The organism is Cohnella thailandensis (genome assembly GCF_014212135.1).
In the GTDB taxonomy this organism is placed as follows: Bacteria; Bacillota; Bacilli; order Paenibacillales; family Paenibacillaceae; genus Cohnella; species Cohnella thailandensis.
Genome location: NZ_JACJVQ010000020.1, coordinates 153,780 through 165,664, shown reverse-complemented (window position 1 = coordinate 165,664; position 11,885 = coordinate 153,780). Strand labels below are relative to the sequence as shown.

The window sequence follows — 11,885 nt, the reverse complement described above, 5'->3', positions numbered from 1 at the left end:
GACGACGAACAGCTTCAGGGAGACGTCGCGCTCTTGCGTTGGCTTCTGCTGAAGCGTACGCGATTGCGTCTGCTCTCGCTTCAGCATTTGCTCTTGCGTCCGACTCTTCTCCTTCATGCTTCGTCACCTCGCTTTCGTCGTTGTTTTGAATTTAATTATCTTTAAATTGAGATAAATATACACCCGATCTCGCAAAAGTGCAAGGGGGTAATTTCAAAAAAAGCACTTGCAATGTGATTCTTATTGTTTACGGTCGCGATACTGACTATGTCGGTTGCAGCTCCTTAGTTGAACCGACTTGTAACGGAACTGAGAGACGCTATTTTGCCCATAAACAGAGGGAAGGAATTCTAACGGAACTGAGCGACCTTATTTCGAGAAAATGGATATAAAACAGGATTTTTCACCAAAATAAGGGCTCCTAGATCCGTTAGAATCAAAAGGAGCCGTTTGGAGCCCAAATAACGTCTGTCAGTTCCGTTAAAGCTTATCCGGGACAGTCTTCTAAGGCCCACCCGTTAGACATGACAGATCGGTTAAGCTCAATGAATGTCCCCGTAGCGAACGGACATCAACGACGCATAGCTAACTCTAAATGCTCTTTAAAAATTCTAACGGACGTTAGAACCCGTGAAACGTAGACCCCCGCTTCTTAATTGGAAAATCGGATATAAAGGCCTTGGATGTCCGTTAACCGATAAATCGAGAGGATTAGCTCCCTCGGATGGACATTCGGCTGAGACTGGCGTGAACTTCGGAATAAAGCCTCAGGAGGGAAGCATCCCCGCTCCCCTCCTATTAGCTCCTACCCCTTCACCGACCCGCCAAGCAATCCTCGCACGAAGTAGCGCTGCAATCCGAAGAACACCGCCAGAGGCATAAGCATCGAGACGAAAGCGGAAGCCGTCAGCAGGTGCCAGTCGTTCCCCCTCGAGCCGACCAGGTTGGCGATCCGCATGGACAGCACCTGAACGTCCGGCTGGCTGCCGATAAACACGAGGGATACGAGGTAGTCGTTCCACACCCACAGGAATTGGAAAATGCTGATCGATGCGATGGACGGGACGGCGAGGGGCAAAATCAGCTTCGTGAAAATCGTGAAGTTCGACGCCCCGTCCATGAACGCCGATTCGAACAGATCCTTCGGAAGCTGACTGATGTACGAATACATGAAGTAAGTGGCGAGAGGCAGGCCGAAGCCGGCATGCGCGATCCAGACGCCCAGGAAAGTACCGTTAAGCCCAAGCGAGGTGTAGTCCTTCAGGATCGGAATCAACGCTACTTGCAAAGGGACGACCAGCAGCATGATGACGATGACGAACAGCGTTTTGCGCAGCGGGAACTTCATCCAAGCGAAAGCGTAAGCGGCGAACGTCGCGATCAGAATGGGGATGATCGTCGACGGGATCGCGACCGTCAGCGTGTTGAGAAACGCCTGGTTCAGGTTGCTCCCTTTCTCCTTGGATACGGTGCCGTCCGGCTTCGGGATGTCGTATTCCTTGCCCGTCAGAACTCCCGCGTAGTTATCCAGCGTAAATTCGGTGCTCATCCGCCACCCGAGCTCCCGGACATCGATCGTGCGGGCCCGGCGGTTCTCCCAAATCAGCTCGGTGCCTTCGTCCGTCTTCACGCCTTCGCGAAGCTGATCGTCCGTGTAAGTCGTCCCGTTCACTTCGATCGGCTGCCTAAGATCCGTATCCTTCGGCAGCTGAAGCTGCTCCTTCGCGACGTACTCCCGATGCGGGAGAACCGTCCACCAGCCCGTCTTCAGAATCTCCGTCGCCGGACGGAAGGAGGAGACGAACAAGCCCAGCGTCGGAATGAGCCACAGCAAGCAGATGATCCCGAGCACGAGGTTGACGACCGTCTTCGAGCCTTTGCGCCCGCGCCTGCGTCCATCCCTGCCCTTGCTCTTGCGCATCATGCGAACCCTCCCTGCTTGCGAAGCTGCCTCAGGTTGAACCAGATCACGGGAATCACCGCGATGAGCAGCACGATCGCCAGAGTCGAGCCGTAGCCGAAGTTGCGGTACATGAAGAACTGCCGGTAGAACTGCGTAGCCACCACTTCGGTATCGTATTGGCCCCCCGTCATCACCATGACGACGTCGAAAATCTTGAGCGTAAAGACGATGATCGTCGTCGTGACGGAGAGAATCGTGGCGGAGATGAACGGAACGATGATCTTGAAGAAAATGCGGATCTCGCCCGCTCCGTCCACTCTCGCCGCTTCCAGCATATCCTCCGGCACCGCCTTGAGGGCCGCGGAGAAGATGACCATGGCGAAGCCCGTCTGCATCCAGATCAGAATGACGATGAGGAACAGGTTGTTCCACGGCTGCGTCATACTCGTCCAGGCTTGAGGCTCTCCGCCGAGGCTGACGACGATGGCGTTCAGCAGGCCGACCTGCTCGTCGCCGGGCTGATAATAGTAGATAAACTTCCAGATGACGCCCGCCGCCACGAAGGAGATCGCCATCGGCATGAAGACGATCGCCTTGGCCAGCCTCTCGAAGCTGCTTCGGTCCGCGAGCACCGCGATCAGCAGGCCCAGAACGATGCAAGCCGTCGCCCCGAACAGCACCCAGAGCAGGTTGTTCCGCAGCGCGGTCAGCAGCAGACGGTTCGTGAACACCGCCGCATAGTTGGCCAGCCCGACGAACTTGGACGAGGTCGCGTCCTGCAGGCTCATGATCAAGGTGCGGATCGTCGGGATGAGCAGCAGCCAAGTGAGTAAAGCAAAGGCGGGACCGACGAACAGATAGGGCTGAATTCTTCTTTTCCATGTTTCGCCGTACTGTTCGACGACCCAATTCAGGGATGCGTACAAGACGTAAACGCCGACGACTCCCCATAGGATCGCGACAATCGCGTACAAAACCGGGTTCAGCTCGGTATCGCGCAGGAACAGGAAGATGCCGGTATGCCCTGCCGCGTTCAGCGCCGGAATGAGGACGGACCAGAGGGCGACGGCCCCTCTTGCTCCGCCTGCCGCCCCTTTCGTCCCGTTCGCCGTCGTCTTGAGCTCCGGCATTTATTTAGGCCAGCCCGCCTGGATTTCCTGCATCGCGCCGTCCAGGTCGACGGTGCCGCTGATATAGTCGGTCATGCCCTTCCAGAACGTGCCCGCTCCGACCGCACCCGGCATGAGGTCGGAACCGTCGAACCGCAGCGTCGTCGCCGATTGCGCCAATTCCGCCATGCGGCGTTCGACGTCGCTCGTGTACCATTCCGCCTTGGCGTCGTTCATCGGCGCGATGACACCGCCCGATTGAATCCACGTCTTGATCGATTCGCCCGTCGTGAAGAACTCCATGACGGCGCGCACTTCCGGACGGTCGTTGAACATCGCGTAGATATCGCCCGCGACGAGCACGGGATTGCCGTACGCCGGATCGATCGGCGGAAGGTAGAACCAATCGTAGTCCTCGCCGGACTTGAGCGTGGTCGGGAAGAAGCTGGTGATGAAGCTCGCCTGGCGATGCAGCCATGCCTTCGGCGGGTTGTCGAACATGACCTTCGGCGCGTCGCCGAACGCGGTCGTCACGATCGACTTCTTCCCGCCGTAAACGTAATCGTCATTGAGCCAGATCTCGGCCATCTTCCGGACCGCGTTCTTGACGATGTCGTCCGTAAACGGAAGCTCGCCTTTGACCCACTTGTCGTAATTCTCCGGCGTAGTCGTGCGCAGCATGATGTCCTCGATCCAGTCGGTCGCCGGCCAGCCCGTCGCCGCTCCGCTCTCGATGCCGATCGCCCAGGCGGGATCGCCGTCCTTGGCGATCTGTTCGGTCAAGGCCAGCAGCTCCTCCCAAGTCTTCGGAATCGTGTATCCTGCCTCTTCGAACGCCTTCTTCGGGTACCAGACCAGGCTCTTGACGCTGCTGCGGTTCCAGATGCCCGCCATGATATCCCCGCTCGGTCCGGCCATCGTGGCCATGTCGAGCCAGCTCTGGTTGTAGTTGGCCGCAAGCTTGTTCTTATCCATGAACGTTCCGACGTCGATCACCTTGCCCGACTTGGCGAAGTTGGCGAGAAGGCCCGGCTGCGGGAAGTCGGCGATATCGGGAGCGTTGCCGCCGTCGACCCGGATGGAGATCGTCGCTTCGAACTCCTTCGAGCCCTCGTATTGGATGTCGATGCCCGTTTTCTCCTCGAACTCCTTGATCGCGTCCTCGAACTTTTTCTGGTCCACGTCGACGAACGGTCCGAACATCGTCACCTTCGTCCCTTTGTACTTGCCGGCGTAGGCCTCGTCAAGCGCCGATCCTCCCGCGATCGGGCTGGAGGACGGTTCCTCGCTCGGAGACGCCTCGGGAGACGCCGATGGCGATGCGGAAGGCGACGCGGACTCCGCGCTCGGCGATGGCGAGCTGGATGCTTGGTTGCCATTGTTGTTGTTGCCGCCGCAAGCGGACAGCAGCAGTACGAAAACGAGCAAGAGTGCGGTACCGATGGTCCATCCTTTGTTCTTCAACAATCGACTCAGCCCCTCGTCATGATAATGGGTTGTTGCGATGCTAACGAACCTTCTGATCTCCACTGGTTGTATACGCTCTCAGGTTGCAGTCCTCGAATGGCTTCCTTAAGCCGCCTCACCTCCTCAAATCGCCCGAAGTTTTTTGACAACACTCTGAAAAGCTTTTCAAAATCCGCCAAAAACCGAATCTCATTCGACTAAAGCCCGGGTAGAGGAACGAAGGACCAGCTCATGGGGCAGGTATTCGCGAAGAATCGGATCTTCCGCTCCTTCGATTCGGGCATGAAGCTTCTCGACCGAACGATACCCGATCTCGTACATCGGTTGGGCAACCGTGGTCAGCTTGGGAATGGTGAACCGGGACATGCGGATGTTATCGAACCCGATGACCGAAACCTGCTCGGGAACCGGAATTCCCCTTTCGTTCAGGTAGCAGAGAAGGCCGATGGCCAGCTCGTCGGAAGCGGTGAAGACGGCCGTCAGATCGGGATTCTGAAGGAAAAGCCGGTGCGCCGCATCCAGCGAATCGTCGGACCAGAGGCTGACGAGGTGGATGTTCTCCTGGCGAATGGAGAGTCCGAAATCCCGATGGGCGCGGATGTAGCCTTGGTAACGCGGCAAGCCCGCGATACTGTCGCTTAAATCGAAGCCGATCCATCCGATGGAGCGATGGCCGGATTCGATCAAATGCTTCGCCGCGTCGTATGCGGCTTCTTCGTCGTTGATGCGCACGGAAGGCAATTCGTAGTCCAAGGAGTGGGTGGAGACGAGCACGACCGGCTTGCGCAGCCGTTTCAATTCCTTGTGGTAGTCGGGGGTGATCGGTTCGCTTGTAAAAAGAATGCCGTCTACCTGCCGCTCGTCGAAATTGCTTAAGTAGGAGAATAGCCGGTTGCGGTCATGATCGGTATTGCAGATGATGAGGTTGTAGCCGAGTTTCTTCGACGCGTCCTCCATCCCGCGGATGATATCGGCGTAATAGGAGTTGCGAATGTCCGGAATGACCACTCCGAGCGTGTTCGTCTTCTTGTAGATGAGCCCCCTCGCCAGAGCGTTCGGCTTGTATTTCAGCTCGTCGATCGCGTTTAGCACCCGCTCCTGCTTGCTGCGGATAACGGTGTTCGGAGCGTTCATCACCCGGGAGACGGTGCTGATGGAGACATTGGCCAGTCGGGCTACGTCGCGAATGGTCGGCTTCGTCACGGGACACCCTCTTTTCGTGAAAAGCTTTTCAGATCGTCGTGGCCTTATGGTATCGCTTCCAATTCTGGATGTCAAGAGGAAAAACGCCGATCGGGAAGTTTGGGCTTGTTGCCGTAAAAAAAGAGAGGCTTCTTTAACAGAACCCCTCTGCGGTTGGCCGGTATCGGCCCGTCAGTATTGCTTACAGCCCCATGATGTGGTAGCCGGAATCGACGTGGATGACTTCGCCGGTAATTCCTCTCGACAGGTCGCTTACGAGGAACATCGTCGCGTCGCCGACTTCGCTCTGGTCCACGTTGCGGCGCAGCGGCGCGCGCTCGACGACGACGGACGAGATCTCGTTGAAGCCGGACACTCCCTTCGCCGACAGAGTGCGGATCGGTCCAGCCGAGATGGCGTTCACGCGAATGCCGTCCTTGCCGAGGTCTTCCGCCAGATAGCGCACGCATGCTTCCAGCGCCGCCTTGGCCACGCCCATCACGTTGTAGTTGCGAACGACGCGCTCGGCTCCGATATAGGACTGGGTGACGATCGCGCCGCCCTCGGTCATCAGCTTCCTTGCTTCCCTGGCTACGACGACCAGCGAATAGGCGCTGGAATCCTGTGCAAGCATATAGCCTTCGCGGGTCGTGTCGACGAACTCGCCTTGGAGCTCCTCTTTGCCTGCATACGCCAAGGAATGAACCACTCCGTGAATCGTTCCGGCCTTCTCCCCTATCTGGGCATAGGCGTTAACGACGCTCTCGTCCTCGGACACGTCGCAGGCCGCTACCATCAGCGGCTTGATCCCGTTCTCCTCCAGAAGCTTGTTCAGCCGGTCGAGGGATCTCTCCTTGCGATAGGTGAAGATCAGCTCCGCGCCATGCGCGTGGAGCGACTTCGCGATCCCCCAGCCGATGCTCCTCTCGTTCGCGACTCCCATGACGACGATTTTTTTGCCAGCAAGCAAATTAGACATTGTTCTTCGTTCCTCCAGCTTTCCGTATTGCGCGATGCTGCGCCGAACGCAAGGAAAGCACCTCCGGATAGAGGTGCTTGACTCTTCTCCTTGCACAATAGCTTTTATTATACTACTAACCCTTCCGGCATACCACCATGCTTAATCCGCCGCTTTATCCGTTCACCTCGGGCCGAGCTGATCGAGCGGAAGAATATCGACTCCCGCCACGTAATGAAACGGAGTAAAGCGTTCCCGAAGCTGCTCGACCGTGCAGGAAGTCGCGATAAAGACCGTCAGCCCTTGCTTCAGAATGATCTGTTCGCTCGTCTCTTCATCCGTTAAATCGGGAAAATACCTCAGGGACTCCTCGTCCGAATGAACGTTCAACAGCAAATCCATGCAGATGGCGACGAGCAGCGTGTCCACATCCGAGAAACGGATAACGACCCGGTACAGGCTCCGAATAGCGAAAGGAAGAACGCCCTTACCCGGTATAGGACCTTCTCCCCGTTTGTTCATGGTTTTCTTCTTTGCGCGAATAGGCAATCCCGTGTCTCCCTGCCCTTTATTGGAAGCGAAGCAAGCTCCCTGCTCTTTCGGAAGGGCGCTGCCGAGTTGCCTTAGTACAGAAACAGCAGTTTTGCTCTTCTCATTACGCATGGTTTAGCTCCTCCAAAATAGTTGCTTTTATCCGTCGAGGCATGCTTTCCAAGTCACGAATTCCTATGGACGGGGGAGTGACGCCCTATGGGGTCCCCTCTATGGGTAGCTCCAAAATCATAGGATGAACGTAGGTATTTCTCACCTTGCATTTTATAAATTATAATCGGATTTTCGCCATCGTTCAACAAAATAGTCGCTTTTTCGATTCTATTCCGCATTGCCTCCGCCGCTTGCGACGCGTTGACGCCAAGAAGTTCTAGCGGGATAATAGACGTCAACGAAAGGATGCTCGGACTGCTAAAGGAGGCCGATCTCATGGAATGCCGAACGGGCTGCGCCGCTTGCTGCATCGTTATCTCCATTTCTTCCCCTATACCCGGAATGCCCGAAGGCAAGCCCGCCGGCGTCAGGTGCGTTCAGCTGACCGACGACAATCGCTGCCGCTTGTTCGGCAAGCCGGAACGTCCCGCGGTGTGCGGCAGCTTGGCCGCCTCGATCGAGATGTGCGGATCCGCCGACGAGGATGCGTTCCGGATTCTTGGCGAGCTCGAGAAAGCTACCGCTCCCGAATCCGGGCATGATCGCTAATCCGCCGCGAAGCTGCCGGAACCGGGCAGCCTCGTCTGCAGCCACGCCCATACTTTGCCCATCGTCAACTGAAGGTTCGTAAGTCCCGCCTCGTTCACGTAGGCCTCGCTCTCCCGGAAATAATCCGCATGCCCGCCGATGATAGGCACCGAGTCCGCCTGGCCGGGCCCATGCCGGCTTCGGTCCCACCTAGGCCAAGCGGACGTCTCCGCCAAGCCCCAGCCGCCGAACGTCCCGAGCCGGGTTATCGGATCGAGCCTTCTCCTCCCTCGCAGAGTCCCTTCCGCGTAAAGATAGAACGTATCGGCCGCCAGCTCCGGAGGGATGCGAGACTTCGGCGAGCCGATCAAGACGATGCAGATCGGTCCCTTCCATTCCTCCTTGAGCCCGACGGCCGCGTGAACGGCCGCCGTTCCCCCTCCGCTATGCCCGACCAGCAGAAGAGGCTCGAGCGACGAGCCGGCCGCGCTCTCCCGCCGTTCGCTATCGATCTCCTTCCTCGCTCTCGTCCCTCCGATCGACTTGGCCATCCGCGAGTAGCCCAGGCGCATGTCGTGAGCGATCTCCCGGACCTGGACGATAGCGCTTCGGCTCCAATCTCCGTAAGGATACAGCAGCCGGGAATGAACCGAATGTCCCGCTTCCGTCAATTGGCGGTGAAGGGCAAGGCGGAAGCGTTCCATGAAGAGAGGAGCGGTCTTCACTCCCGCCAGCAAGTATAGGTTCACGACCCAGCACTTCCTTGCGAAGCGGCGAACCGTTCGGCCTTCAGGATGCGATCCATGTCCGTCGGATGATCGTCCCGGAACAGGCGCACGAGCAGCGGCGGATTCACGTCGCTTAAGGAGGCGACCGCCATCTGCTGGTACATCTTCACCGCTCCCTCGGAGCTGCCGATCAGCTCGTAAGCGTAATCGTCCGCCGACGCTTCCGCGTTCCTTGAGATCGCGTTGCTGATCGGCAGAGACACGAAGCTTAGCACGGACAGGAGCAGCAGAACGAGAGGGAGGGCGTTCATGTCCGAAAGCTTGGAGATGCCGAAGCTCTCCCCCCGCTTGCGGACGATCCACGTATAGAGGCGCCCTCCGATCCAGAGAACGAAGAAGGAAGAAACGATCGTTCCCAGAACGCTCCATTCCAGGTGATGCATCACGTAGTGTCCCATCTCGTGAGCCATGATGAGCAGAATGGCTTTCTCGTCCAGGTTGTTCAAGGTCGTATCCCACAGCACGATCCGCAGGGACGATCCGATCCCGTTCACGTAAGCGTTCATCGAGTTCGTCTTGTCCGACATTCGGACCTCGTAGACGCGATCGGCCGGAATGTCGGCCTTATCGGCGAGGGCTAGAATATGCTTTTCCAGCTCCGGGTTCGATAGTCTCGTAAAATCGTTATAGAGCGGGTCGATCACGACCGGCTGAATGAACAGCATGAACAAGCTGAAAGGGATAGACAGCAGCCATAGCTTCAACCACCAGCGTCCGCCGCGGGACAGGATCCAGAAGGCTACGGCGCTGACCGCCAACGTCGTCAAGTAACCGATCGAGAATTGGACGGCCTTGTCTCTCAGCCAGCTAAGGACGGGCTGCGTCGTGATGCCGTAATGGCTGGATATCGCGAAGCTGAAAACCCGCAGCGGCAGATAAAGCAGGTACGAAATCGCGCTGATCGCGAGTACGTAGAGCGGGAACCGAACGTAGATCGCCCAGCCTCTTCGTTCGAGCGCCCGCTTGATCCCACTCCCGAGTCCGGTGAACAGGAGAAGGCCGTAGATCAGCCATTCCCACGGGCCGCTGACGAAGAAGATCCAATTGCGCGCCGCATTGATCGACTGGCTGTCGCTCAGTTCGGCCGAAGTGAAGAACGTTGCCGGGTCCGCCGCGGTTCCCTGATAAGCGACAGGCACATTATTAGGAGCTGTGTAACGAACATAGATCGCCATGACGATGGCATAGGCGATCACCGCCAAAGCATAAATCCCGATTCTGGATCGTGCGCGCATCCTCTGTCTCCCTCGTTCCCGATCGGCTTTCTCATGCCGAAGACAATAGCTTCAGCATCTCCCTTTATTTGCGGCCGTAGTCCGCCTTGATCTCTCCCCATTCTTCGGTCTCCCACTTCAGCACCTTGTTCGGGTAAGAGTTGGATTTCAGCCACATCAAGGCGCGGTCGACGAGGGTCCAGATCTCCGCCGTGGACTCGTTTCGGGGGAGAGTCGTCATCACTTCCTTCTGCTTCACCCATTTAAGGGCGGTTCGGGAATCGCTATATACAGTTTTCGTACTGCCTTCTTTCTTCAAGTGGGCCAGAGCGTGCACGATGGCGAGAAATTCTCCCAGATTGTTGGTTCCGTTCGGAATCGGCCCGCAGGAGAAAATGACGTCGCCGGTCCGGGTATCCACTCCCTTGTACTCCACCGGTCCCGGGTTCCCTCTCGTCCCCACGTCGACGGACACGCTGTCGTAGTCGATCTCGCCCGCGGGCTTGGACTTGGGCGCGGCAGCCTTCGACGATGCGAACTTGGCAGATGCGGTCGATGCGGATTTGCCGGAAGAGGCTTTGCCCTGTCCCCAGTTCTTCTTCCAGCCCTCCCGGTAAGCTCTCTCCGCTTCCGCTTGGGACGGGTAGGACTTGTACTTCGCATCCGCGTACCCGTTCACCTGCGCTTGGCAGGCGGGCCAGCTCGCATAAATTCCGGGCTGATGCCCTTCCCAGACGACATAATATTTATTGGCCACTCTTCTCTCTCTCCTTCAGTTAGATGCTTATCGCATCCCGACTTCCCTATTCTACCATGTGCGGCTTTCGGTTGCGCTCTGTCTATAGGCGCAAACTATAAAATGATACAATCTTAATCTTAGACCCCTACGTTAGAACCGTTTATAGTATAAGCACGCAAAAGACCGCGATATTGCTCAAAAAAGAAGGGTTGTTTATGCTGCATTCCATCGTTTCCACGCTGCTCGAAGTCATCGTTCCGCTGTCCATTCCCGTCATCGTAGGGGCGCTGCTTCGCCGGTTCAAAAATCTGGACACGAAGCCGCTGTCCGTGCTTTACTTGTATTTCTTAAGCCCCGCCATCCTGCTGGAGACGCTGACGACCGCCTCCATTACCGCGGACGACGCGGTTCGGACGGTCGTCTTCTGTCTCCTCAACCTGGCCTTGCTTTGGCTCGCCGCCGCGGGACTCGGACGGCTCCTGAAGCTGCCCGCGCCCGAACAGGCCGGGCTCACCTTGATCTCCACGCTGACCAACAGCGTTAATTACGGCCTCCCGCTTGTCCTGCTCGCCTTCGGGCAGCTCGGGCTGGATAAAGCCTCTCTTTATGTCGTCGTGCAGATCGTGCTAACGAACACGATCGGGGTCTTCTTCGCCGCGCGTTCGCAGTTCTCGATCGGCGACGCGGTAAAATCGATCTTCAAGCTTCCTTCTATTTATGCCGCGGTTTTCGCTTTCCTGCTAAGGGCGTTCGATTGGACGCTGCCGGACGGCTTGCAGAGCGGCATCGCTCTCGCCAGCGGCGCCTATTCGCCCGTCGTGCTCACCATTCTCGGCGCGCAGATGGTGAGCGTCGGCTTGGAAGCCAAAAGCCGCTCGAAGGTCGAGACCCGCACCTTCTGGGCCGGGATGGCGGTACGGATCGCGGCCGCGCCTCTTATCGCCGCGTTGGTTCTCCGGATTCTGGGAATCGACGGCGTTGCCGCCGACGTCTTCTTCATCCTCGCGTCCATGCCGGTCGCGGTCAACGCCGTCGTGCTCGCCGAGCGCTTCGACGCCGCTCCTAAGCTTCTCTCGCGGTGCATTCTCTGGACGACGCTCTCTTCGTTCGTCTGGCTGCCGATTCTTATAAGCATCGTGAGCTGATACGTGTTGTAGGAAAATGTTCTTCGCTGTAACCCGAATATTTCGGGTTACAGCTGCTTGGTTGCATTGTCCTGTTCCCGGATATTTCGGGATACGGCTTCTTAAGGAACTTGTTTTCGATCCTAATGGAACAAGGAGCTACCCTGT

Annotated in this window: 11 protein-coding genes; 2 read left to right on the top strand and 9 right to left on the bottom strand. The window is 57.4% G+C overall.

Translation table 11 applies throughout. The features are described from left to right. Positions 1-805 precede the first annotated feature (805 nt). From H7B67_RS24175 to H7B67_RS24150, 6 genes are all read right to left on the bottom strand, one after another. Positions 806-1,921 (bottom strand): carbohydrate ABC transporter permease, encoded by a 1,116-nt coding sequence (locus H7B67_RS24175; RefSeq protein ID WP_185122453.1) that lies wholly within the window; start codon positions 1,919-1,921, stop codon positions 806-808. Further along, on the bottom strand, positions 1,921-3,033 hold the full coding sequence (locus tag H7B67_RS24170) for a carbohydrate ABC transporter permease (RefSeq protein WP_185122438.1): 1,113 nt from the start codon (positions 3,031-3,033) through the stop codon (positions 1,921-1,923). Before H7B67_RS24170 ends, H7B67_RS24175 begins: the two co-directional genes overlap by 1 nt. Beyond that, positions 3,034-4,479 (bottom strand): ABC transporter substrate-binding protein, encoded by a 1,446-nt coding sequence (locus H7B67_RS24165; protein ID WP_245364060.1) that lies wholly within the window; start codon positions 4,477-4,479, stop codon positions 3,034-3,036. Positions 4,480-4,668: 189 nt separating this feature from the next. Next, positions 4,669-5,682: a substrate-binding domain-containing protein gene (locus H7B67_RS24160; RefSeq protein WP_185122437.1), complete on the bottom strand. Its 1,014-nt coding sequence runs from the start codon at positions 5,680-5,682 to the stop codon at positions 4,669-4,671. A 181-nt stretch (positions 5,683-5,863) separates the two neighbouring features. Further along, the gene (fabI, locus tag H7B67_RS24155) at positions 5,864-6,640 is read right to left on the bottom strand and encodes an enoyl-ACP reductase FabI (protein WP_185122436.1); all 777 of its coding nucleotides are present in this window, start codon (positions 6,638-6,640) and stop codon (positions 5,864-5,866) included. 162 nt (positions 6,641-6,802) lie between these two features. Then, positions 6,803-7,168 (bottom strand): hypothetical protein, encoded by a 366-nt coding sequence (locus H7B67_RS24150; RefSeq protein WP_185122435.1) that lies wholly within the window; start codon positions 7,166-7,168, stop codon positions 6,803-6,805. A gap of 432 nt (positions 7,169-7,600) precedes the next feature. Here H7B67_RS24150 and H7B67_RS24145 point away from each other — a divergent pair, with 432 nt between their 5' ends. Further along, on the top strand, positions 7,601-7,873 hold the full coding sequence (locus H7B67_RS24145) for a YkgJ family cysteine cluster protein (RefSeq protein WP_185122434.1): 273 nt from the start codon (positions 7,601-7,603) through the stop codon (positions 7,871-7,873). Here the strand turns inward: H7B67_RS24145 and H7B67_RS24140 are convergent. The 3 genes from H7B67_RS24140 to rnhA all read right to left on the bottom strand — a co-directional run bounded on the left by H7B67_RS24140 (position 7,870) and on the right by rnhA (position 10,611). After that, entirely contained in the window at positions 7,870-8,601 is a 732-nt protein-coding gene (locus H7B67_RS24140) for a hypothetical protein (protein ID WP_185122433.1), read from the bottom strand. The genes H7B67_RS24145 and H7B67_RS24140 overlap by 4 nt on opposite strands. After that, positions 8,598-9,875 (bottom strand): M48 family metallopeptidase, encoded by a 1,278-nt coding sequence (locus H7B67_RS24135; RefSeq protein ID WP_185122432.1) that lies wholly within the window; start codon positions 9,873-9,875, stop codon positions 8,598-8,600. The genes H7B67_RS24140 and H7B67_RS24135 overlap by 4 nt, the downstream gene beginning before the upstream one ends. A gap of 64 nt (positions 9,876-9,939) precedes the next feature. Beyond that, a complete protein-coding gene (gene rnhA, locus H7B67_RS24130; RefSeq protein ID WP_185122431.1) occupies positions 9,940-10,611 on the bottom strand; it encodes a ribonuclease H in 672 nt (223 codons plus the stop codon). Between the two features lie 197 nt (positions 10,612-10,808). Between rnhA and H7B67_RS24125 the strand changes: the two genes are divergently transcribed. Next, the gene (locus H7B67_RS24125) at positions 10,809-11,738 is read left to right on the top strand and encodes an AEC family transporter (protein ID WP_185122430.1); all 930 of its coding nucleotides are present in this window, start codon (positions 10,809-10,811) and stop codon (positions 11,736-11,738) included. Positions 11,739-11,885: the final 147 nt, after the last annotated feature.

Coding starts and splice junctions, on each gene's coding strand:
- H7B67_RS24135 (WP_185122432.1), bottom strand. CDS start 9,875: ATGCGCGCACGATCCAGAATCGGGATTTATGCTTTGGCGGTGATCGCC.
- H7B67_RS24125 (WP_185122430.1), top strand. CDS start 10,809: ATGCTGCATTCCATCGTTTCCACGCTGCTCGAAGTCATCGTTCCGCTG.
- H7B67_RS24145 (WP_185122434.1), top strand. CDS start 7,601: ATGGAATGCCGAACGGGCTGCGCCGCTTGCTGCATCGTTATCTCCATT.
- fabI (WP_185122436.1), bottom strand. CDS start 6,640: ATGTCTAATTTGCTTGCTGGCAAAAAAATCGTCGTCATGGGAGTCGCG.
- H7B67_RS24175 (WP_185122453.1), bottom strand. CDS start 1,921: ATGCGCAAGAGCAAGGGCAGGGATGGACGCAGGCGCGGGCGCAAAGGC.
- H7B67_RS24170 (WP_185122438.1), bottom strand. CDS start 3,033: ATGCCGGAGCTCAAGACGACGGCGAACGGGACGAAAGGGGCGGCAGGC.